Here is a 20,393-nt window from a genome sequence, read left to right as displayed (position 1 = left end):
CGCCGTCCAGGAGCCGGGGAGGGGCGGGAAATCGCCGCAACGGACATGAGCGCTCGCTTCCTGCGGAGCAGACCTGGGATTTCGGACTCAGCAAAGCGCCTTTACCCATACTGCGCGCGAGGCAAACACGGCCTAGGCCGAAGTAGCGAACGGCTCCTGCGAGAGAAGGGGGCAACCGTCGAATTCGAGCCGGACCTGGGTGCCGGTCGGGGTGCGGTCGATGGTGGCGCGATCGGACAGCGCCCGCATCAGTTCGATGCCGCGGCCGCGGGTGTTGGGGGTGCCGTCGGGCTCCTTGTGCAGCCAGGCCCCCTGGTCGGCGACGGTGGTCACCAGCCGCCGATCCTCGGCGTTGTAGCGCGCGGTCACCGACATCGTGCCGCCGTCGGCGCGGCCGACGTACGCGAACTCCGCGGAGTTGGTGAGCGCCTCGTTGACCGCGAGCAGCACGTCGTTGAATCGCTCGGGATCGAGCGCGAAATTCTCACGTAGCCACTGAGCGAAGGCATTACGGAACTCAGCCACGGTCTGCGCGTCGGCGCGGCCGTTGGATGAGAAACCGAGTTCCGTGGGAGCGTTCATGATGCCGTCTGATTACCCCGTCGGTCTCGCGCTCACGCAGACAGATTCTCGAGCGCGGCGTCGAGTGACGAAAATAACCCGATGACGTCGGCGATCCCGGTGATCTTCAACGGCCGGCTGGTCGCCGGCCCCTCGGCGACGACGGCGAATCGCACCTCGGTGCCGTCGGTCTGGTTGTGCGTCTCCATCAGCACCTGCATGCCGGCGGATCCGAGGAACTCCACCTTCGTCAGGTCGACGATCAGACCCGCCGGATCTTTCGCCAGGGCCGCGGCCACGGCGTCCCGCAACTGGGGCGCCGTCAGCATGTCGAGATCGCCGGAGGCGGCCACGACCGCCACCCGATCCACCCAGGACTCGGTGCAAAGTTGTCCGTCCAAGCTTCACCTCTTGTTTGGCAACCACCGTATAGCGGTCAAGGCCGATCACGAGAGGCTGCAGTCTGAACCCGCGCAACAGGGTATCCGACCCCGCTGTGCCGGTGCATCGGCGGGGATACGAATGCGCCGGTCATGGCAGCAAAATGTAGGACATGCCCGGCTCATGCCTGACTTCTCTGCTGGACCAGACGATCAGCCCGTCGCCCGTCTTGTGCGCCTCGGTGATGCCGATGAACTGACCGCCGCCGCGCGTGGCGGTGGTGTCGACCCAGGCGACGTGTCCTGCGCCGTCCGCGCCGGGCGCGAACACCACGATCGACCGGGGTTCGGGGCGGGTGAGCACCGTCCAGCCCGACACCCGCGCCGACGCCGCCCACTCCCGGGGTGGCCCGCTGAGCGCCGGATAAAGCTTCTTCGGCGAGACCTGATGCCACTTGGCCAGTGCCGCCCAGGCGGGACTGCCGGGCTCCTCGGGGTTCTTGGCCGATGTTCGGCCCGTGGCCCGCGCGGGCGCGCTCGCAGCGTCGCACCGCGGTACGACGGGGTCGTTGGAGCCGGTGACGAGCATCGCGTCGGTCACGTAGCCGCCGGTGTCGAGGCGGTTCCAGATGTTTGTCGTCAACCGGTACGGGCCTCCGGAGAACTCGTCGCCGCGGGAATGGCAGACGATCACGACGCGGCTGTTGTCGGCGATCGACCCGATCTTCTGACTGTTTGCCGAAGGGGCCGATCGGACATTGAGCTCGCCCGCCCCGGTGTTAACCATGACCGACCGCGGCTGCGCGTGGGCGATTGGGGCCGCTATCAGCGCAGAGACAGCCGTCAACGCTGCGAGGACCATGATCGGGCGCACAGCGGAACTCTCTCAGGGTTTGGTTTCGGAACCATAAATCCCGCGTTGCGATTTGCTAGCGATCCGCCCGCCCGTGCCGGCGGCCAGTTTGAGAGGTTTGCGTGCGCCGGCGGTCAGTCGACCGGATGGTCGCGGCGGACCAGTTGCTCGGCCACCAAATGCAGCGGGGTGTTGCGCTCCTGCGACAGGCGGATCAGGAGTTGAAACGCGGCGTGGGCGTCGACGTTGAACCGTTCCATGATCATGCCTTTGGCCTGTCCGATGATGTCGCGGGAGGCCAGCGCGGTGCGGAACTGATCGGCGCTGCGCGCGGTCGCGACGCCGATCGCCGCGTGTGCCGCGATCGCCAGCGCCAGTTCGGTCAGATGCGGCGTAAACGTGCTGGGGTGCTCGGAGTAGAGGTTCATCGCGCCGATCTCGGCTTCATGGGTGTAGAGCTGGATGGACAGACTCGAGCGCACAGGTGTCGCCGCGGTGGCCGCGCGGATGAACTCCGGCCAGCGGTCCTCCGTTGCGTAATCGTCGATGCGCACCGTGATCTGTTCCTGGATGGACTCCAGGCACGGCCCCTGGCGTAAATCTTCCTGCAGCTGGTCGAGGTTCTTGGGTACCGGGCCGGTTGCGGCCACCGACCGCACCCGCCGAGTCTTCGGCGCGACGAGCGAGATCGCGGCGTGCTGGACATTGGGCAAAATTCGCACCGTCGTGTCGGTGACTTCCGAGAAGAGGTTGTCGACGTCCATGTCGGCGCTCTTCTGGCTGTTCAGGCTCCGCGCCAGCAGTGCGATCTCGTCGTGCAGACCCCGGTCCCGTGCTCCGCTCATTGCTCACCCCAACAATCGGCTTGGTGGCCATGGTAGGCCGCCCCCGGTCAGGGCCGCGCAGCTCCGAGGATGCGCAGCAGGTCGGGTTTCATCGCCTGCAGTTGAGATCCCCAGTAGCCCCAGCTGTGGGTGCCGTCGGTCGGGAAGTTGAACACGGCGTTGCGGCCACCGGCCGCCAGATACTTCCGCTGGAACTCCTTGTTCGTTGACAGCGTGATGTTCTCGAGGAACTGGGCGCTGTACTGCGCGCCGAAGTTCGCGCCGTCGTCGAGTTCGGAGACTGCTCCGTTGCCGCAGTAGATCCACAGTGCGGTGTTGTTGGCGACCAGCGCGTTGATGTTGACCATCGGGTCGTTGCGGCGCCACGCGGGATCCGACGTCGGTCCCCACATGTTGGTCGCGCTGTAGCCGCCTGCGTCCTTCATCGAGAACCCGATCAACGTGGGCCACAAGCCATTTGACGGGTTGAGGTAGCCCGACAGCGAGGCGGCGAAGATGAATTGCAGCGGGTGCCAGGTGGCCAGGGTGAGCGCGGCGCTGCCCGACATGGACAGCCCGACGACCGCGTTGCCGGTGGGCGACTGTCCGCGGTTGGCGGCCAGCCACGCGGGCAGTTCCTGGGTCAGGAAGGTCTCCCATTTGTAGGTGACGGTGCCCGCGCTGCCGGTCGCCGGCTGATACCAGTCGGTGTAGAAGCTCGACTGCCCGCCGACGGGCATGACCACCGAAACGCCGGACTGATAGAACCATTCGAACGCCGAGGTGTTGATGTCCCAGCCGCTGGCGTCCTCCTGTGCGCGGAGCCCGTCGAGCAGATACACCGAGTGTGGTCCGCCGCCCTGGAACTGCACGCGGATGTTGCGGCCCATCGACGGCGACGGCACGTCGAGGAGTTCGACAGGTAGACCGTCGCGCGAATACGCTGCGGCCGTTGGCATTTGGACTGTCAGCCCCACGAGCAGTGGAAGCAGAGCCGCCACCAGCACACCGCAGAACCTGCCGAGCGAACCCTTCACGATCGCAGCCACACCCATCTGTCGCGCCGTCACTTACGCCTGGGCAAGTTAGCAGCGACCGCGGGCTCCCAACGCGGGGCGCGCGCCGCTTGATCAGCTCGTTATGAAAGCTTGTCGAACCGTTCAGCAGCCGAGTTCGACCACCGCGAGGCTGACGAGGTCGCCGGCGGAGGGCACGGAGATGCCGAGTTCGTCACTCACCGTCACCACGGAGTCCGACGCCGGCACCCCGCTGCGCGCCGCCGCGCAGACCCGGTAGCCGGCCGCGAGGATCTCGTCAGGGGTCAGGAACACCAGCTGATCGTGCATCTTGCGGACGAAATCAGCCTCGTCAGCGACCGCCGGGGCAGCCAACGCCAGCGCGGCACCCGCGACCACCAGCGTGCTGAACAGGTAACGCAACAGGTTCACCTCCGTTGAAGCGTGGACGGCCCTCATATGTGAATGGCCATTCACATAACCTACCGGTTCTGACGCCAACGCAAAATCGGCCCCTTCCTTGTGGAAGGGGCCGATTCGCGTGCTCAGTTACTCGGAGTCACCGCCACCGGAGCCGGAGTCCGAACCGCCACCCGAGCCGCTGCCGCCGCCGGAGCCGCCGTTGGAGCCCCCGTCGTTGGAGCCACCGGTGGTCGAGCCGCCGGCGGTGGAACCACCGGTGGTCGAGCCGCCGCTGTTCGAGCTGCTGCCGCTGTTGGAGCCGGTGCTGTTCGAACCGCTGCCGGTCGAGTCATCGGTGTCATCGGCCTTCTTGGTGTCGGCCTTCTTCTTCTTGTTGGTCGGCTTCTTGGCCGGCTTGGCCTCGCCCGAGCCGGACGAGTCGTCGCCGCCCGCACCAGCGGATGCCCCGTCGGTGTTGCCGTCGGTGCTCGACGAACCGGATCCCTGCGCGCCGTCCGTCGCGGTGGTCGCGGCTGCCGCCCGACTGGCGCTCGGCGAGGCCTGCACCTCGCTCGTCGCCGCACCGCTCGACAGGGATGCACGCACCGAGTTCGGCACCTCCGACGCCTCGTCGACCGACACGTCCAAGGTGCCGACACTTCCGGTCGTCGGCGGCGTGAGCGCGCCCTGGATGGCATTGCCGATCGCGCCGAGCACGGCCTCGGTGGTGTCGCCGACACCCTTGAGGCCGAACTGCACGAGATCGCCGGTGCCGCCGAGCGCGAACTGCACGACCTGGCCGGTGCCACCGATGCCGAACTGCACCAGGTCGCCGGTGCCGCCGATGACGAACCGGCCGGCCTGGCCGAGCGATCCCAGCGCGAACTGGATGGCGTCGGCCGGTTCGGCGAGCTGCGCCTGCGGCGCAAGTGCACTGGCCGCCAACGTCTCTGGCGTCGACGGGGCCGCGAGCGGGCTGAAGCCGACGATCGCGTTGAGGATCGCCTGCACCAGCTGGCCGGTCTCGCCGAGCGCGAACTCGGTGGCCTCGCCCAGTTCGCCGAGCCCGAACTGCGTCAGATCGCCGACACCGCCGAGCACGAACTCGGTGAAGTCACCGGCACCGCCGATACCGAACTGAACCGCCTGACCCAACTCCCCCAACAGGAACTGAACCAGATCACCCGCATCGCCGGGATCCACCAACTGCGCCTGCGGCGCAAGTGCGCTGGCCGCCAACGCCTCTGGCGCCGACGCAGCCAACGGATTGAACCCGACGATCAGATTCAGCAGCGCCTGCACCAACTGGCCGGTCTCACCCAACACGAACTCGGCACCGTTACCCAACTCGCCGAGCCCGAACTGCGTCAGATCGCCGACACCGCCGAGCACGAACTCGGTGAAGTCACCGGCACCGCCGATACCGAACTGAACCGCCTGACCCAACTCCCCCAACAGGAACTGAACCAGATCACCCGCATCGCCGGGATCCACCAACTGCGCCTGCGGCGCAAGTGCACTGGCCGCCAACGCCTCTGGCGCCGACGCAGCCAACGGATTGAACCCGACGATCAGATTCAGCAGCGCCTGCACCAACTGGCCGGTCTCACCCAACACGAACTCGGCACCGTTACCCAACTCGCCGAGCCCGAACTGCGTCAGATCGCCGACACCGCCGAGCACAAATTCGGTGAAGTCACCGGCACCGCCGATACCGAACTGAACCGCCTGACCCAACTCCCCCAACAGGAACTGAACCAGATCACCCGCATCGCCCGGATCCACCAACTGCGCCTGCGGACCGACGAGGCTCGCGGACGCAGCGGTGCGGTTCATGCTGCCGGTGAAGTTTCCGAGCGCACCCTGGATCGCGTCGCCGACGGCCCCGAGGCCGAACTCCGTGAGGTCTCCGACCCCGCCGATCGCGAACTGGGTGAGGTCACCGGCGCCGCCGATGCCGAACTGCACGAGATCACCGGTGCCGCCGATCGCGAACTGGGTGAGATCGCCGGCGCCGCCGATCGCGAACTGACCGAGCTGCCCCAGCTGGCCGGCGTAGTAGTTGAGCGCCTCACTCAGGCTGGTGAGCGCTACTGGCTGATTGGTGACCGATTTCGGCGCGACGTTCTGCAGGGGTGAGGCGGTAGGGACCACGCTCACCGGAGCCACCGTTATAAGGCTTGCTCCTGCGATCGCTATGCCGGTGGTCACATATGGACGAATTGCGAGATGCATGTGATCCCCCTCATAGGGCTGTTGAGACAGCAAAGAATTTATCACGTGGTCGATACAAGGGAAATGCATTGCCATTCATGCATCGCAAATTGTCTAGCGCGTAATCGACCCCCGTTCTGCGGCCGTGATGTGCAGAGTTAGCTGAAACTGACAAATCGGTACAAAAGGTGCGACATCCGGCGGCGCGGCCCGTTCCGGCCGGGTGACAAATCGGACAAAGGAACGACCCGCAATCGCAAACCGCATTGTTTTGCTACCACCGCTGTTTTCGCGCCTTTGTGTGACCAAAGTGACCGTATCGACCGCCCCCTCGAATTTCCTGCCCGTCGACGGCCCGGGCGGTTCGCTGCCCCGGCGGGTCTGCGGAGGTCACCGGATCAGCGGTCCGTTGCCCACGGGTTTCACACCACCACGTTCCCACTCGGACCGACATGAAATTCGCTGGTGACGTGCGCCACGGGCGTCCTCGTCGCGCCTGGGTTCGGGCGCCTGTGGGCGCTGGGCGCGCCGGCGCCGACCGCTTCGCCGAGACAAGCCGACACTCCGCGCCGAGGCAGTTGCGCGGTTGTCTCGCGGCGAGCCTCATTTGTCCGATGACCGATCGCCGGTTTGTCGGAATAGTTCCCTTGAGGTGGGTTTGAGCCGTACCTGACGGGGGTATCGCTTCGTCGCTCGGAAGCGGCGGATTGCGGCTTGACTGCGGTTGCTGCATTGGAACCGGAGGCTGAAGTTCCCGTGTCTGAGCAAACTCGATCGGCCGTCCGGGGCGTGTTCCCGGCCGCCGCACTTTTGCGTGCTCCTGGCGCGGCCCGGATGACCCCTTTTTGTCAAATTTGTCGGGTGCGACCCTCGCCGCCAAGTGTTCAAATAACGGAATGCCGAGAAGACTCCTGCGGATAACAGGAATGGTTGTCGGATTTGTGGTCGCGACGGCCATCGAAACGGCCATGGCTGCACCGGTCGCGGCGGCCCCGCCGGACCCGTCGGCGCCCGTCGACTTCGTATCTCTCGGCGACGTCGACCCGACGATCCTGATGGAGATCCGGTACGCGACGCCCCACAACTTCACCGGGGATCCGGTGGTCGGTTACGACGCACCCATGTGCCTGCTCACCCGTCCGGCGGCAGACGCGCTGCGCCGCGCGCAGCAGGAGTTCCTCGCCGACGGTTACTCGTTGAAGGTCTACGACTGCTACCGGCCGCAGCGCGCCGTCGACGAATTCGTGGGCTGGGCGTCCGATCTGGCCGATCAGCGCATGAAGGCGGAGTTCTATCCCCGCGTCGACAAGTCGCGGCTGTTCGAGGACGGCTATATCGCCGAGCAGTCCGGGCACAGCCGCGGGAGCACGGTCGACCTGACGCTGGTCGAACTTCCGGCCGCGGCGACGCCGCCGTACGTGCCCGGCCAGCCGCTGGTGGACTGCGCCGCGCCCGCGTCACAGCGATTCGGAGACAACTCGATCGACATGGGCACCGGCTACGACTGCTTCGACACGCTCGCGCACACGCTCGATCCCCGGGTCCAGGGCGAGCAGCTCAAGAACCGGCTGCTGCTCAAGGACGGCCTGGAACGTCAGGGCCTGCAGAACTACGAGCTGGAGTGGTGGCACTTCACCTTCAAGCCCGAGACCTACCCCGAGACGTACTTCGACTTCCCGGTGGCGCCGCTGCCGGGCTGAGGTCAGCCGTTGGGAGCCGGCGGCAGCTCCGACGTCGGGCTCGGGACGGCGGTCGTCGTCACGGTCGTCTCGGTGACGGTGCTGGTCTCCGTCGGCGGGCTGACCGTGGTGGTCGTCGGCGCGACCGGAGACGTCTCGGTGACCGTCGCGGGCGGCGGGGGTGCGACGGCCGTCGTGGTGACGACGGACGTGGACGTGGACGTCGACACCGAGGTGCTGGTGCTCACGGGGCTGATCACGCCGCATGCGATGCGCGTGTCGGCGCCCTCGGTGGCACCGGGCATATCGGCGCCCTCGTGCAGGATGATCGACGACCCGTCCGGGCCGGTGAGCTGCTCCTCGGTGAACGCATCCGAGGTGGCGACCAGCCGTCCGGCCCCGTCGGAGCGCACCAGCAGCGGAGGCAGGTCGCCGCTGGCCGGCATGCTCGTCTGGCCGGGGGCCTGGAAATGTTCTCCGGCCGAGCTGAAGTCGCCGGAGGGCTCGCACCGCCCGAAAGAGTGAAGGTGCAGGCCGTGGAACCCCGGCGACAGGGCGCCGGTGCCGGTGGTCTCGACAGTCACCGTGGCGTATCCGTCGGTGAAGTCGATCGTGGCGTTGGCGACCGCGGTGCCGTCGGCGGTCTTGAGTTGCGTGGTCAGCTTCTGTGCGCCGGACTCGGGCCCGGAAGTGGTCGTCGACCCGGTGTCGGAGGATTCGTTGGCGCAGCCGCCCGCGACGACGGCGAGTGCGGCGATGGCGACGGTGACATGCCTGTTCATGCCGTGGTCCTACCCCCGGTTCTGTGCGGACAAACCGTCCCGCCGCAGACGCCTCCCGGAGGACGCCGAATTGCTTTGAGACTCCGATCGTTTGCAAAAACTGACAGCTCAGTCAACGCTGTTGGACTACTTTTGCTGGTGTGGAACCACCCCACAGCTACCTGCAGCAGGCTTCGGCCGCGGTGGTGCACCACCAGGACTACCTGAACCATCGTCAGGACCACGCGTTGTGCGGGGCGATGCTCGAGGCCCCCACGGTCCTCGACGCCGAACCCCCGGACGTCTGCCCCGACTGCGAGGTGAAGCTGGTCGAGTACCACGCCGTGTGGTGGCGGGAGACGGCGCTGGCCGCGGTGGCCGAACTCGAGGAGCTGCGGGTCAGGTACCGCGAGTTGGCCGGGGAAGACACGGCGGCTGACACGGAGGCTCCTCGGCAGGAAGCCCCCGTCCCCGACTTGCCCGAGCCGGTGACCTTCCTCGACCGGGCGCGCAAAGAGCTGCTGGAACTGTGCAGACAGTTCGACGGTGCGGTGCCCTACTTCCGGCTCAAGAACACGATGCAGGCGTTCAGCGACCGGCTCGGGACCGACGAGCGGGTCATCCTCGCCGAGGAGATCGGCGCCGACGGATCGCTGATCCGTTGGTGCGCAACCGAAGCCGAACGGCTCGGCTGGACGGTCACCAACAGCCCGGTGCAGGCGGAGAACGAGCTGATGTGGGATGCCTGGACCCACGACGCCTATCAGGCGCCGAAGAAGACCAAGTGGCGGCTGGGGCGGTCCCGGGACTGAGCCCACGACATATTCCTTGACAGGAATATGTCGTGGGACGTAGCTTGGCGGCATGCAGCCGACGACCTTCGGCGCTCTCGCCGAGCCGAGTCGCCTGAGGATCGTCGAATTGCTGCGCGCGGGACCGCTTTCCGTGGGTGAGATCTCCGAGAGACTCGAGATCCGTCAACCACAGGTGAGCAAACACCTTCGCGTGCTGGGTGATTCGGGGATCGTCGCCGGCGAAGCCATCGCCAGGCAGCGGATCTACCACCTCGAGGCTGCGCCGTTCGAGGAGATCGGCCGGTGGGCCGAGTCCTTCGCGCAGCTGTGGGAGGCCCGTCTGGACTCGCTCGGCGAATTTCTCGATTCCATCGATGAGTGATCGCAGCCCCACCGACCACGAAAGTGACGACACCATGATTTTGCAGTTGTTCAAGAAGACGAAGAACCTCGACCTCGAGCGCACGTACCGCGCCCCGATCGAAACGGTGTGGCGGGCATGGACGGAACCGGACATGCTGCGGCAGTGGTGGGGCCCGGAGAAGACGTTCGTCCCGGAGTGCGAGGTCGACCTGAGCATCGGCGGCCGGATCTACATCGTCATGGAGGCCGGCGAGGAGATGGGCAAGTACCAGGGCACGCGCTGGCCGATGGCGGGCACGTTCACCCAGATCGACGACCGTGCGCGGCTGACGTATGACGCCCGGTCGTGGACCGAGGGCGAGGAAGAGGGGTCGACGATCGAGCACGTCAACGACATCACGCTCACCGAGCGCGACGGCCAGACCCACGTCCAGTTGCACATCACGATCACCAACATCGGCGCGAAGGCCAAGATGGCCGCGTTCGGCATGAAGTGGGGCTACAAGGCACAGCTCGACAAGCTCGAGAAGCTGCTGTCGTGAGCTCAGGCCATCGGCTCGGCGGGCATCCGCTCACGGAGGCTGTCGTAGATCGGCGGTGACCGGAGCAGCTCGGCGACGAGGACCGCGGCGGCGACGCCCGCCAGCATCGGCACGGCAACCGATGTCGTCGCGGTCATCTCGATGACGAGCACGATCGCGGTGATCGGCGCCCGCACGGTCGCCGCGAAGAACGCGGCCATCCCGACGAGCGCCATCGGCACCGCCAGCGACGAGACGTCGCCCGGCCAGATGGCGTCGAACCCGCCGACGAACAGCACTCCCCACAGCGTGCCGACGGCCAGCAGCGGGGCGAACAGACCACCCGGCACCGCCGCCGAATAGGACAGTGGCCCGGCGAGGAAGCGCATCACGAGAAGGCCGGCCACCACGGGCAGGACCAGGCTGTCGCCGCCCAGGATCAGCTGGGTCAGGGTGTCGCCGCCGCCCACCGCGAGGGGGTCGACGAAGGCCACGAGACCGATGACGGCGCCGATCACGGTCGCCTTGAGGACGGTCGGGATCCGTCGCAGTTTGCCGATGTTGTCGAGGAACCCGAGGACGACGCGGTTGTAGAGCACGCCGACGACGCCGGTCAGCAACCCGAACACGACGAACACCGGAAGCCACGACAGCGACGGTGAATCCACCGCTCCCAGTAGGAAATCCGGTTGATCCCCGACGACGAGCCGCGAGCAGCCGACGGCGGTCGCGGTGGCCAGGACGGTGGTCAGCACGGTCTGCAGCCGGAAGGACTTCGTCACTTCCTCGAGCGAGAACAGCGCGCCACCGATCGGCGCGTTGAACGCCACCGCGAGACCGGCGCCGCCCAACGCGGACTGCAGCATCCGCGCCTCGCCATCGGCCACACGTGCGCGGCGCGCCGCCTCCGCGCCGATCGCCGCACCCATGTGCACGGTCGGTCCTTCACGACCGAGCACCAGCCCGGACCCGATCGACAGCACTCCCCCGACGAACTTCGCCGGCAGCAGCCGCAACTGCGGCGGCGCGGCGTGCCCCTTGTACACCGCCTCGACGTGTTGGATCCCGCTTCCGGCGGCCAGCGGCATCCAGCGCACGACGAGGGCGGCCAGTGTGGCGCCGGCGGCGGCCGCGACGATCGGGAGCAGCCAGCCGGGCCCGGCGAGCCGGTGCGTCCAGTCGACGAAGTCGACGCGCAGCAGGTCCGCCTTCTCCAGACACCAGCGGAAGGCGCCGCCGACGAAACCGATCGCCACGCCCGCCGCCATCGCGGTCACGCACAGCAGCACGGTGCCCCGCAGGGGCTCGGGTGGCGGCTCTGTCGTCGGCTTCGTCATGGTGCGGATCGGTCGGGCCGCACCTCCTGCGGCCGTCGCGAGTCACGATCTCACAGATCGGCCGGGTTCATCCGCCGGGAACGCCGAGTGTCACCCCACCTTTGACGCGGTGCGCGGTTGCACATACGTTCAGAGGACCGAAGTTGTCACCTACGTGAATCAGTGGATACGAAAAGGGTTGGGTCATGGCCACCTCGATACGACGGAAAATCACCAGGTTCGGAGCGACGGCGGCGGTACTCGTGCTCGCCGTGGCGACATTCGCAGCGTGCTCACGAGTACCCGACGGGGGCGAGGGCGGAACCCTGCAGCGCCTCCGCGACGCGGGCACTGTGAAGATCGGGATCGCCGGCGAGGTGCCCTACGGCTACACCGAGAACGGCGAGGTCACCGGCGAGGCGCCCGAGGTGGCCAAGGCGGTCTTCGCGGCCATGGGCATCGACAACGTGGACGCCACTCAGGTCGAGTTCAGCCAGCTCATCCCCGCCCTCAATGCCGGCCAGTACGACATGGTGGCCGCCGGGATGGCGATCCTGCCGAATCGGTGTGCGAACGCCCAGTTTTCGGCCGTCGACTACGTCACCCCCACCGCTTTGCTCGTGCCCGCGGGCAATCCGCAGCAGGTGAACAACCTCGATGACATCAAGGCGAGAGGGCTCCCGCTGGCGGTGCTGTCGGGAACGGTCGAAGAGGCCGTCGCCCAGTCGATGGGGATCCCGGCCAACCTCATCCAGCCCTACCAGGGGCAGCCGGAAATGCTGCAGGCGCTGCGCGACGGCCGGGCGTACGCCGGCGCGCTCACCGATATCTCGTTGCGCCGCATGGTCGCCGACAACCCGGGAGTTCCCCTGGAGGTCACCAAGGGATTCGTGCCGGTCATCGACGGTAAGGAACAGATCCAGGCCGGCGGCTTCGTGTTCCGCAAGGGCGACGACGAACTGGTCGAGGAGTTCAACACGGCATTGGAGAATCTGCACGACAACGGCGACTGGTTGCGCATCGTCGAGCCATTCGGCTTCACGGCGGACAATGTGCCGCCGGATGACGTGACCACTGAGCAGCTGTGCGAGGCCGACGCCGGCTGAGGACGAGCCGGTGTTCGACAATGTCGGGCTGTTCGTCGAGACGATCGCCGCCGGCCTGCTGCTGACGGTCGAGGCGACGGTCGGCGGAATCGTGATCGCCACGGTGCTGTCGTTCGTGGCCGGGTTGGCGATGCTGTCCCGGTGGCGGGTGGTGCGTTTCCTCGCGCGGATCTACGTCGAGATCTGGCGCGGCACGTCCGAGGTCGTCCAGCTGATGTGGATCTATTTCGTGCTTCCCGTCCTCGTCGGCTATCAGATCGTTCCGTTGGCGGCCGGTATCGCGGTGCTGGGGTTGAACTTCGGCGCGTACGGCGCCGAGACCGTCAGGGGCGCGGTGCAGGCCGTGCCGCGGGCGCAGTATGACGCCGCCATCGCGCTGAACCTGACTCCCCGACAGCGGATGGCGCGGGTGATCCTGCCGCAGGCACTCGTGGAGATGGTGCCGCCGTTCAACAACCTGTTCATCCAATTGCTCAAGGGCAGTTCGCTGCTGACGATCATCACTGTGCACGAGATGACGTATCAGGCCCGCGAGGTGCTCATCGACCGGTTCATCTCCGAGGCGGCCACCATCTGGACGATCGTGTTGCTGTTCTATTTGGCGCTGGCCGCGCTGATCACCGTGTTGATGCGATTGCTGGAACGGTGGGCGGCTGCGCTGGTCGGCCGCGAACCCCACGGTCTGAGAAGACGCGAGGTCCGCTGAGCGTGGTGTGGGATTGGCAGTACGCCTGGGATGTGTTCCCCGACATCGCGGTCAACGGACTGCGGATCACGCTGGTGGCCACGGTGCTCGGCTCGCTGCTGGCCTACGCCCTGGGTCTGGTGCTGATGCTGCTTCGCCGATCGCCGATCCGGCTGGTCCGCTCCGTCACCTGGGGTATTATCGAGTTCGTCCGCAGCACACCGCTTTTGGTGCAGATCTTCTTCTTGTTCTTCGTTCTCCCGGATTTCGGGGTGCGCTTCGACCCGCTGACGACCGGGGTCATCGCTCTGGGGCTGCACTACGCCACCTACACGGCCGAGGTCTACCGCGCCGGAATCGAGGCGGTGCCGCGCGGTCAGTGGGATGCCGCCGTCGCGCTGAACCTTCCCCGTGTACGGACCTGGACGGCCGTGATCCTTCCGCAGGCTGTGCCACGCGTGCTGCCCGCCCTCGGGAACTACACGATCTCCATGCTGAAGGAGACCCCGCTGCTCCTGATGATCGGCGTCCTCGACATCGTCGGCGTGGCCAACCAACTCGGCTCACGGGCTTTCCGCTACATCGAGCCGATAACCATCGCCGGCGTGCTGTTCCTCGTACTGAGCTACGCCGCCTCCCTACTCGTCCGATGGATGGAGCGACATGTCCGATACGCCCGCTGAGATGATCAGGTTCCACGACGTCGTCAAGCGGTTTGACGATGATGTGGTTCTCGACGGCCTCGATTTCGCAGTCTCTGCAGGGGAATTCGTCACGCTGATCGGGCCGAGCGGGTGCGGGAAAACCACGATACTTCGCTTGTTGATGACCCTGGAGCAGGTCAGCGACGGACGGATCTACGTCGGCGGGGAATGCCTCAGCCATATGACGCAGCGGGGCCGCGAGCTACCCGCCGACGAGAAACACCAGCGGCGCCTGCGTAAACGGATCGGCATGGTGTTCCAGCAGTTCAACCTCTTCCCCAATATGCGGGTACGGCAGAACATCACCGAGGCGCCGATCCGCTCCCTCGGGCTCTCCCGCGACGAAGCCGACCGCCGTGCCGACGAGCTGCTGGAGATGGTGGGGCTCGCCGACAAGGCCGACGCCCGTCCGTCCCAGCTGTCAGGCGGCCAGCAGCAGCGGGTCGCGATCGCGCGTGCGCTGGCCATGAGGCCCGACGTGCTGCTGCTCGACGAAGTCACCTCGGCGCTCGATCCGGAACTGGTGGCCGGCGTGCTCGCGCTGCTGAAGGACATCGCGGCTACCACCGACATCACGTTCCTGTGCGTGACCCACGAGATGAACTTCGCCAAAAACGTGTCGGACCGCGTGATGATGCTCGACGGCGGCACGGTGATCGAGGACGGACGGCCCGAGAAGATCTTCAGTGCACCCGAGCACGAGCGCACCCGCGAGTTCCTCCACGCGGTGCTGGAGCGCAGTTAGGATCAGACCGCGAAGTGCGACTTGACGATCTCGCCGTGCACCCCGACGGTGCGGTCGACGACCTGCGAGACGGTGAAGTTGGAGGCGGCCGACAGGTAGGCATACGCCGTCGCGCGGTCCATGCCCTGGTCGGTTTCGAGGAAGTCCAGCGCGTTGATCACCGCCCGCCGCATGGCGACGCCGAGGTCGCTGTCCTGGCCACCGATCGAGCCGTCAGGATCGGACAGGCCGATCGGCACCCAGGAGTCGGCGGTCTCGGCGAACGGATAGCTGTAGGCCACCGACGGGGCGTCACCGGATCCGGGCTTGCACACGGTCAGCCGGTAGGTGCCGCGCAGCGAGCCCTCCATCGCGGTCAGCGCGACCTCGCCGTCGCCCATCGCCATGTGCGGGTCGCCGACGTAGAACAGGGCGCCCTCGGCGAAGACCGGCAGATACAGCGTGGACCCCTCACCGAGCAACCGGATGTCGATGTTGCCGCCGCCCAACGTCGGCGGGATCGAATTCGCGGTGGGCGCAGTGAGATCGCGGTCCTGCGAGAACGCGACGCCCATCATGCCCATGAACGGCGACAGCGGAAACCGCACCCGCGCGTCGCCGTAGGACATGACGCCGTGGCCGTCCTCGACGGCGGTGAAGGTCGAGACGTTGCCGTACTGCATGGGGTCTTTCTTCGGCCGTCCGTCGGTGGCGACGGGTGGCATCACCTCCTCGATGGTGATGCCGGCGGGCGCAGTGCCGTCGGGCTTCAGCGCGAGCGCGCCCTTGCCGTGGCGGCTGGAGACCACGCCGTAGGGCACGCGTGGAACAGCCTGCAGCGTCTCGATTTTGAGGACATCGCCCGGTTGGGCGCCTTCGACGAAGATCGGGCCGGTCACCACATGCGGACCGTCTTTGTCGAAGTTGCGTGGCGTGCGCTGGTAATCGGCGGCCACCGCGATGGCGTCCTGCAGCACATCGCCTTCGCCGACGCCCTTGGCCCCGAAGTACTCGACGGGATTGCGGCCCTGGTCCTCGAGGATGCCCTCGTGCGAAACGGTATCGACCGTGACGGTCTGCCCGGACCGCATCTGCATGACGGGCGTGGCGTGCACGGTCGGGACGTAACCCCACAGCACCTGGTCGGGAACCGACTGCAGGTAGTGGTCGCCTGAGATGTCGCCCTGACCGGGTTGCAGGTCTGAAAGCCCTCGGTGGTGGCGCCCGTGGCCTGGGCGGTGTCCTCGGTCGCGCAGGCGGCGGCGACGCTCGCGATGCCCGCACCGGCGCTCACCGCCGCGACGGCGCGGACGAAGTCGCGTCGACCGATCCCCTTGCTGATGACTTCGGCGGCGGCGCGCGCAAATGAATCAGTCACCGGCCGAAAACTACCCAGGTGTTGTTGCAGCCATGTTGCCGTTGGGTTTACGACGTCGACATCAACTTATGTTGAGGTCCTACCGTGCGGGCATGACATTCAAAGCGCATGAGATCGCGTACCTGCGGGAGTCCGTGCTGGGCAGGCTGGCCACCATTCAACCTGACGGCACACCGCAGAACAGTCCGGTCGGGTTCTCCTACAACGAGGAACTCGGCACCATCGACATCCCGGGCTACCGCATGTCGAAGAGCCAGAAGTATCGCAACATCGCCAAGAACGACAAGGTCGCGTTCGTCGTCGACGATGTCACGTCGCGCGACCCATGGCGGGTGCGGTGCCTGGAGATCCGCGGCACCGCCGAGCAGGCGCGCCTCGACGCCCCTGCCGTCGGTGACGAGGCGCACGCGGACATGGATCTGGCGATCATCCGCATCACGCCGAAGCGGATCATCAGTTTTGGTGTCGACACTCCCGATATCGAGCCACACGAGTTGGTCGCCGACATCCGCAACGTCTGAGCAGCGCTACCAGCGGTAGTCGAGAAACTTCCCGTCGAACGTGACGACGACGCGGTCCCCGTCGGGGTCCTGGCGGCGTCGGATGTCGACGTTGAAGTTGATCGCGCTCATGATGCCGTCGCCGAACTCCTCGTGGATGAGTTCTTTGATCGCCGGCCCGTAGACGGCCAGCGCCTCCTGGAACCGGTAGATCGTCGGATCGGACAGCATCGCCGGGTCGATACCGCGGGCCGGCTGCAGCTGCAGGCTTTCCCCCACGGCCGCATCGAGATCGAGCAGGGCGCAGACCCGTTCGGCCTGCGCCGCCGACATCGGGTGCTGCCCGAGCAGTGCAGCCACGCACCACACCAGTGGCGCGTCGATCTCGGCAGCGATGTCGGACCAGCTGAGCTTCTTGCGGATCCGCGCTGCCACAACGAGTTCGGCGGCGTCGGCCTTCGGCATGATCGGTGTCATGCGCTGACCTTCTCCGCGTCGAGGGGGCCGCCGACGGCGGCCAGGTCGAACCTGGGCGCGCCGGTGCGGGCGTGGGTGGCGAACAGCGTGAGGCCGACGAACGTGATACCGCCGACGAGATTGCCGAGCACCGTCGGGATTTCGTTCCAGATGAAGTAGTCGGCGATGGAGAAGTCACCGCCGAGCATGAGCCCGGAGGGGAACAGGAACATGTTGACCACCGAATGCTCGAAGCCCATGTAGAAGAACAGCATGATCGGCATCCACATCGCGATCACCTTGCCGGACACGTTGGTGGACATCATCGCGGCGACCACCCCGGTCGACACCATCCAGTTGCACAGCACACCGCGGATGAACAGCGTGAGCATTCCGGCGGCGCCGTGCTCGGCGTAGCCGACGGTGCGGCTGTGCCCGATCTCGCCGAGGCGCTGGCCCACTTCGTTCGGGTCGACGCTGAAGCCGTAGGTGAAGACGATCGCCATCATGAACGCGACCGTGAGGGCGCCCGCGAAGTTCCCGAGGAACACCCAGCCCCAGTTGCGCAGCATCGTGCGCACGGTGACGCCGCGGCGCTTGTCCAGCAGGGCGAGCGGGACCAGGGTGAACACGCCGGTGAGCAGGTCGAAGCCGAGCAGGTAGAGCAGGCAGAAGCCGACGGGGAACAGCACGGCGCCGACGAGCGCGTTGCCGGTCTGCACGGTGATCGTGACGGCGAAGGCCGCGGCGATCGCCAGGATCGCGCCGGCCATGTAGGCCCGGATCAGCGTGTCGCGCGTGGACATGTGCGCCTTCGACTCACCGGCGTCGATCATCTTGCCGACGAAGTCGGACGGACTGACGTAGGACATTGGGAAACCCTTCCGATGGACAGTTCCCGTCGACCGTTTCGCACCTACGTTGCGGATCGACAACCTCTCGTATGCGTCCGTGTTGCCGACTCCGCACAGCGTCGGGTCGGCGCGGGTGAGGTCGGGTTACCGTGGTGGTGATGAGCCCGCAACGACCCAAGGTCCTGATCATCGGCGGTGGATTCGGCGGCTTGTTCTGCGCTCGCCGGCTGGCCAAGACCGATGTCGACGTCACGCTGCTCGACCGTGCCGCCGGGCACCTGTTCCAGCCGCTGCTGTACCAGTGCGCGACCGGCAAGCTCAGCATCGGGCACATCAGCCGCCCGCTGCGCGAGGAGTTCGCGCGCTACTCCAACGTCCGGACGCTGCTGGGCGAGGCGATCGAACTGGACCCGTCCGCGCGCACCGTCACCGCGTTGCGACCGGACGAGACCACGTTCGTCGTCGACTACGACGTGCTCGTCGTGGCGGCGGGCATGCGGCAGTCCTATCTGGGCCACGAGGAATTCGCGCACTGGGCGCCGGGGATGAAGACGCTCGACGACGCACTCGAGATCAGGCAGCGGATCTTCACCGCGTTCGAGATCGCCGAGACGCTGCCGCCCGGGCCGGAGCGGACGAGTTGGCTGACCTTCGCGGTCGCCGGCGGCGGCCCGACCGGCGTGGAATTGGCCGGCCAGATCCGGGAGATGGCGACCAGGACGCTGGCGCACGAATTCCACAGCATCCAGCCCGAAGAGGCGCGGGTGCTGCTCTTCGACGGCGGCGACCGCGTGCTGAAGAGTTTCGCGCCGGACCTGTCGGCGAAAGCCGGTCAGACATTGGCAGAGCTCGGCGTCGAGATGCATTTCGGCGTGCACGTCACCGATGTGCGTCGCGACGGTGTCACGGTCACCGCGAAGAAGGACGGCGCCGCGCAGGAGTTCGGGGTGCGGACCGTGCTGTGGACGGCCGGGGTGGAAGCCGTCCCGTTCGCGCGGCACGTCGCCGAAGTTCTCGGCGCGCAGAGCGACCGTGCGGGCCGCATCCAGGTGGAGCCGGATCTGACCGTCGCCGGACATCCCGAGGTGTTCGTCATCGGTGATCTCGTCGGCCGGGACAAGCTGCCCGGTGTCGCGGAAAACGCCATGCAGGGCGGACTGCACGCGGCCGCATGCATCCGCCGCGATCTCGCGGGGCGACCGCGCCGTCCGTACCGCTATCGCGATCTCGGGTCAGCGGCCTACATCAGCCATGGCAACGCGCTGCTCCAGGTGGGCCCGGTCCGGGTCTCGGGGTATCTCGGGTGGCTGGCGTGGGGGCTGATCCACATCGCGTTCCTCACCGGGGTGAGCAACCGGATCAGCACGGTCACAACGTGGTTGGCGTCGATCGCGCGTTCGGGCCGGTACCACCGGGCGTTCATGCTCGGTGCGGCCGACCGTCCGGAGCAGCGGTACACGTACTCGACATGGGACCTGCCCGAACCTGCGCCGCGGGAGAACCGGCCGTCGCGTTCGTGACCTACTCGGTCGCGAGACCGTAGCCGCCGCGCAGATCCGTGTGGGCGGCCTTCAGCACCTGGTTACACAGGTCCACCAGCGCGTCGACATCGAGGTCTGACGCGTCGCCGAGCCGCTTGAGCCACTGCAACTCCTCCTCTTTGAGCGCGCACCACTTCTCCTCACCGCTGAGGATCGCCAGATCGTCCAGTGGGGCGTCGGCGGCGGTCTTGACCAGTTGCCGCTTGCAGGCGTCGAGCTGACTCAACGAGTAGCCGTGGTCGCGGAATTGGCGGTCCCATTCGTCGAGCAGCAAGTCAGTGAGCTCGCGCACGGGCGCCGCGGCATAGATCATCAGCTCGGCGATTCCGTCGTCGAGGCCCATGCGGCCGCGGAACTCGTACAACTCCCTGAGGGCATCAACACGTCGTTGTGCCACAGTGTTTTCCGCCGTTTCGGTCCCGGCCCGGCATTCCGCGCCCCGCCTGATGTGGAGGGTCGCCGAGATCAGGCTCTTCAATACGGCCTTCTTGTCCTCGCCCGCTCGCTTCTCGTAGTCGAGGACCAGCGCATGCATCCGCTCCTCTTGCTTGGTCTTCGCGTCCAAGCGCTTGGTCCAGATGGCCACGGTCGCCGTGGACACCACCGAAGCGAACGGCACGAGCGTGGTGGTCAGTACGGTCGTGACGCTCATGACGAGGGCCGGATAACCTGGAATTTCATCTCGCCAGTGTGCCCGACTCCGTCACTGGTCAACGGACGAACGAGGTATCGAACTGATCGAGCATCGAATCGAAGTCGGG

General features: G+C 66.7%; 22 protein-coding genes and 1 pseudogene. 10 read left to right on the top strand and 13 right to left on the bottom strand.

Annotation, left to right across the window (positions count from 1 at the left end):
* Positions 1 to 132: 132 nt before the first annotated feature.
* From BLW81_RS13545 to BLW81_RS13515, 7 genes are all read right to left on the bottom strand, one after another.
* Positions 133 to 582 carry an ATP-binding protein gene (locus BLW81_RS13545; RefSeq protein WP_083407599.1) on the bottom strand — a complete coding sequence of 150 codons (450 nt, stop codon included), beginning with the start codon at positions 580 to 582 and terminating at the stop codon, positions 133 to 135.
* A 32-nt stretch (positions 583 to 614) separates the two neighbouring features.
* Positions 615 to 962: an STAS domain-containing protein gene (locus tag BLW81_RS13540; RefSeq protein ID WP_083407598.1), complete on the bottom strand. Its 348-nt coding sequence runs from the start codon at positions 960 to 962 to the stop codon at positions 615 to 617.
* Positions 963 to 1,092: 130 nt separating this feature from the next.
* On the bottom strand, positions 1,093 to 1,728 hold the full coding sequence (locus tag BLW81_RS13535; protein ID WP_157897691.1) for a CHAP domain-containing protein: 636 nt from the start codon (positions 1,726 to 1,728) through the stop codon (positions 1,093 to 1,095).
* 200 nt (positions 1,729 to 1,928) lie between these two features.
* Entirely contained in the window at positions 1,929 to 2,639 is a 711-nt protein-coding gene (locus BLW81_RS13530; RefSeq protein WP_235632270.1) for a GAF and ANTAR domain-containing protein, read from the bottom strand.
* 47 nt (positions 2,640 to 2,686) lie between these two features.
* Positions 2,687 to 3,673, bottom strand: coding sequence for an esterase family protein (locus BLW81_RS13525; RefSeq protein WP_083407597.1), 987 nt, complete (start codon positions 3,671 to 3,673; stop codon positions 2,687 to 2,689).
* Between the two features lie 105 nt (positions 3,674 to 3,778).
* A complete protein-coding gene (locus tag BLW81_RS13520) occupies positions 3,779 to 4,066 on the bottom strand; it encodes a DUF732 domain-containing protein (RefSeq protein ID WP_157897690.1) in 288 nt (95 codons plus the stop codon).
* 117 nt (positions 4,067 to 4,183) lie between these two features.
* Entirely contained in the window at positions 4,184 to 6,271 is a 2,088-nt protein-coding gene (locus tag BLW81_RS13515; protein WP_157897689.1) for a hypothetical protein, read from the bottom strand.
* Positions 6,272 to 7,218: 947 nt separating this feature from the next.
* Between BLW81_RS13515 and BLW81_RS13510 the strand changes: the two genes are divergently transcribed.
* Positions 7,219 to 7,950 carry a M15 family metallopeptidase gene (locus BLW81_RS13510; protein ID WP_235632268.1) on the top strand — a complete coding sequence of 244 codons (732 nt, stop codon included), beginning with the start codon at positions 7,219 to 7,221 and terminating at the stop codon, positions 7,948 to 7,950.
* A gap of 2 nt (positions 7,951 to 7,952) precedes the next feature.
* Here BLW81_RS13510 and BLW81_RS13505 read toward each other — a convergent pair whose 3' ends face one another.
* Positions 7,953 to 8,711 (bottom strand): superoxide dismutase family protein, encoded by a 759-nt coding sequence (locus BLW81_RS13505; protein ID WP_173839620.1) that lies wholly within the window; start codon positions 8,709 to 8,711, stop codon positions 7,953 to 7,955.
* A gap of 140 nt (positions 8,712 to 8,851) precedes the next feature.
* Between BLW81_RS13505 and BLW81_RS13500 the strand changes: the two genes are divergently transcribed.
* Genes BLW81_RS13500 through BLW81_RS13490 form a run of 3 tightly spaced genes read left to right on the top strand, consistent with a single transcriptional unit; the run spans position 8,852 to position 10,389 of the window.
* Positions 8,852 to 9,502 carry a hypothetical protein gene (locus tag BLW81_RS13500; protein ID WP_235632267.1) on the top strand — a complete coding sequence of 217 codons (651 nt, stop codon included), beginning with the start codon at positions 8,852 to 8,854 and terminating at the stop codon, positions 9,500 to 9,502.
* 52 nt (positions 9,503 to 9,554) lie between these two features.
* Positions 9,555 to 9,866 carry an ArsR/SmtB family transcription factor gene (locus BLW81_RS13495; protein ID WP_083407593.1) on the top strand — a complete coding sequence of 104 codons (312 nt, stop codon included), beginning with the start codon at positions 9,555 to 9,557 and terminating at the stop codon, positions 9,864 to 9,866.
* Positions 9,859 to 10,389, top strand: a complete 531-nt coding sequence (locus BLW81_RS13490) for an SRPBCC family protein (protein ID WP_235632266.1) — start codon at positions 9,859 to 9,861, stop codon at positions 10,387 to 10,389. Before BLW81_RS13495 ends, BLW81_RS13490 begins: the two co-directional genes overlap by 8 nt.
* 2 nt (positions 10,390 to 10,391) lie before the next feature.
* Here the strand turns inward: BLW81_RS13490 and BLW81_RS13485 are convergent, their stop codons facing one another.
* Entirely contained in the window at positions 10,392 to 11,705 is a 1,314-nt protein-coding gene (locus tag BLW81_RS13485; RefSeq protein WP_083407592.1) for a H(+)/Cl(-) exchange transporter ClcA, read from the bottom strand.
* Positions 11,706 to 11,890: 185 nt separating this feature from the next.
* Here BLW81_RS13485 and ehuB point away from each other — a divergent pair, with 185 nt between their 5' ends.
* The 4 genes from ehuB to ehuA are packed head-to-tail and all read left to right on the top strand — an operon-like array spanning position 11,891 to position 14,924.
* Positions 11,891 to 12,790, top strand: a complete 900-nt coding sequence (gene ehuB, locus BLW81_RS13480) for an ectoine/hydroxyectoine ABC transporter substrate-binding protein EhuB (RefSeq protein ID WP_083407591.1) — start codon at positions 11,891 to 11,893, stop codon at positions 12,788 to 12,790.
* Positions 12,791 to 12,800: 10 nt separating this feature from the next.
* Positions 12,801 to 13,496: an ectoine/hydroxyectoine ABC transporter permease subunit EhuC gene (ehuC, locus tag BLW81_RS13475; RefSeq protein ID WP_083407590.1), complete on the top strand. Its 696-nt coding sequence runs from the start codon at positions 12,801 to 12,803 to the stop codon at positions 13,494 to 13,496.
* Positions 13,493 to 14,158: an ectoine/hydroxyectoine ABC transporter permease subunit EhuD gene (gene ehuD / locus BLW81_RS13470; protein WP_083410517.1), complete on the top strand. Its 666-nt coding sequence runs from the start codon at positions 13,493 to 13,495 to the stop codon at positions 14,156 to 14,158. Before ehuC ends, ehuD begins: the two co-directional genes overlap by 4 nt.
* Position 14,159: 1 nt before the next feature.
* Complete coding sequence (ehuA, locus tag BLW81_RS13465) at positions 14,160 to 14,924, top strand: ectoine/hydroxyectoine ABC transporter ATP-binding protein EhuA (protein ID WP_083407589.1); 765 nt, start codon at positions 14,160 to 14,162, stop codon at positions 14,922 to 14,924.
* Positions 14,925 to 14,926: 2 nt separating this feature from the next.
* On the opposite strand, the pseudogene BLW81_RS13460 reads toward ehuA, so the two are convergent.
* A pseudogene (locus BLW81_RS13460) lies at positions 14,927 to 16,281 on the bottom strand (acetamidase/formamidase family protein).
* A 92-nt stretch (positions 16,282 to 16,373) separates the two neighbouring features.
* Here BLW81_RS13460 and BLW81_RS13455 point away from each other — a divergent pair.
* Entirely contained in the window at positions 16,374 to 16,802 is a 429-nt protein-coding gene (locus tag BLW81_RS13455; protein WP_083407588.1) for a PPOX class F420-dependent oxidoreductase, read from the top strand.
* A 6-nt stretch (positions 16,803 to 16,808) separates the two neighbouring features.
* On the opposite strand, the gene cynS is transcribed toward BLW81_RS13455, so the two are convergent.
* Positions 16,809 to 17,258 (bottom strand): cyanase, encoded by a 450-nt coding sequence (gene cynS, locus BLW81_RS13450; RefSeq protein ID WP_083407587.1) that lies wholly within the window; start codon positions 17,256 to 17,258, stop codon positions 16,809 to 16,811.
* The gene (locus BLW81_RS13445; RefSeq protein WP_083407586.1) at positions 17,255 to 18,109 is read right to left on the bottom strand and encodes a formate/nitrite transporter family protein; all 855 of its coding nucleotides are present in this window, start codon (positions 18,107 to 18,109) and stop codon (positions 17,255 to 17,257) included. The genes cynS and BLW81_RS13445 overlap by 4 nt, the downstream gene beginning before the upstream one ends.
* Before the next feature lie 140 nt (positions 18,110 to 18,249).
* Between BLW81_RS13445 and BLW81_RS13440 the strand changes: the two genes are divergently transcribed.
* The gene (locus tag BLW81_RS13440; protein ID WP_083410516.1) at positions 18,250 to 19,611 is read left to right on the top strand and encodes an NAD(P)/FAD-dependent oxidoreductase; all 1,362 of its coding nucleotides are present in this window, start codon (positions 18,250 to 18,252) and stop codon (positions 19,609 to 19,611) included.
* 1 nt (position 19,612) lies between these two features.
* Here the strand turns inward: BLW81_RS13440 and BLW81_RS13435 are convergent, their stop codons facing one another.
* Positions 19,613 to 20,284, bottom strand: a complete 672-nt coding sequence (locus BLW81_RS13435; protein ID WP_083407585.1) for a hypothetical protein — start codon at positions 20,282 to 20,284, stop codon at positions 19,613 to 19,615.
* Between the last annotated feature and the right edge of the window lie 109 nt (positions 20,285 to 20,393).

This window comes from Mycolicibacterium rutilum, assembly GCF_900108565.1.
GTDB lineage: Bacteria > Actinomycetota > Actinomycetes > Mycobacteriales > Mycobacteriaceae > Mycobacterium > Mycobacterium rutilum.
Note: the sequence above shows the minus strand (reverse complement) of the source record. Positions and strands in the feature narration are given on the sequence as shown.

What these genes read in the sequence shown, in the direction of transcription:
- BLW81_RS13545 (WP_083407599.1), bottom strand. Translation starts at nt 582, where the DNA reads ATGAACGCTCCCACGGAACTCGGTTTCTCATCCAACGGCCGCGCCGAC.
- BLW81_RS13535 (WP_157897691.1), bottom strand. Translation starts at nt 1,728, where the DNA reads ATGGTTAACACCGGGGCGGGCGAGCTCAATGTCCGATCGGCCCCTTCG.
- BLW81_RS13530 (WP_235632270.1), bottom strand. Translation starts at nt 2,639, where the DNA reads ATGAGCGGAGCACGGGACCGGGGTCTGCACGACGAGATCGCACTGCTG.
- BLW81_RS13525 (WP_083407597.1), bottom strand. Translation starts at nt 3,673, where the DNA reads ATGGGTGTGGCTGCGATCGTGAAGGGTTCGCTCGGCAGGTTCTGCGGT.
- BLW81_RS13515 (WP_157897689.1), bottom strand. Translation starts at nt 6,271, where the DNA reads ATGCATCTCGCAATTCGTCCATATGTGACCACCGGCATAGCGATCGCA.
- BLW81_RS13510 (WP_235632268.1), top strand. Translation starts at nt 7,219, where the DNA reads ATGGCTGCACCGGTCGCGGCGGCCCCGCCGGACCCGTCGGCGCCCGTC.
- BLW81_RS13505 (WP_173839620.1), bottom strand. Translation starts at nt 8,711, where the DNA reads ATGAACAGGCATGTCACCGTCGCCATCGCCGCACTCGCCGTCGTCGCG.
- BLW81_RS13495 (WP_083407593.1), top strand. Translation starts at nt 9,555, where the DNA reads ATGCAGCCGACGACCTTCGGCGCTCTCGCCGAGCCGAGTCGCCTGAGG.
- BLW81_RS13490 (WP_235632266.1), top strand. Translation starts at nt 9,859, where the DNA reads ATGAGTGATCGCAGCCCCACCGACCACGAAAGTGACGACACCATGATT.
- BLW81_RS13485 (WP_083407592.1), bottom strand. Translation starts at nt 11,705, where the DNA reads ATGACGAAGCCGACGACAGAGCCGCCACCCGAGCCCCTGCGGGGCACC.
- ehuB (WP_083407591.1), top strand. Translation starts at nt 11,891, where the DNA reads ATGGCCACCTCGATACGACGGAAAATCACCAGGTTCGGAGCGACGGCG.
- ehuA (WP_083407589.1), top strand. Translation starts at nt 14,160, where the DNA reads ATGATCAGGTTCCACGACGTCGTCAAGCGGTTTGACGATGATGTGGTT.
- BLW81_RS13455 (WP_083407588.1), top strand. Translation starts at nt 16,374, where the DNA reads ATGACATTCAAAGCGCATGAGATCGCGTACCTGCGGGAGTCCGTGCTG.
- cynS (WP_083407587.1), bottom strand. Translation starts at nt 17,258, where the DNA reads ATGACACCGATCATGCCGAAGGCCGACGCCGCCGAACTCGTTGTGGCA.
- BLW81_RS13445 (WP_083407586.1), bottom strand. Translation starts at nt 18,109, where the DNA reads ATGTCCTACGTCAGTCCGTCCGACTTCGTCGGCAAGATGATCGACGCC.
- BLW81_RS13440 (WP_083410516.1), top strand. Translation starts at nt 18,250, where the DNA reads ATGAGCCCGCAACGACCCAAGGTCCTGATCATCGGCGGTGGATTCGGC.
- BLW81_RS13435 (WP_083407585.1), bottom strand. Translation starts at nt 20,284, where the DNA reads ATGAGCGTCACGACCGTACTGACCACCACGCTCGTGCCGTTCGCTTCG.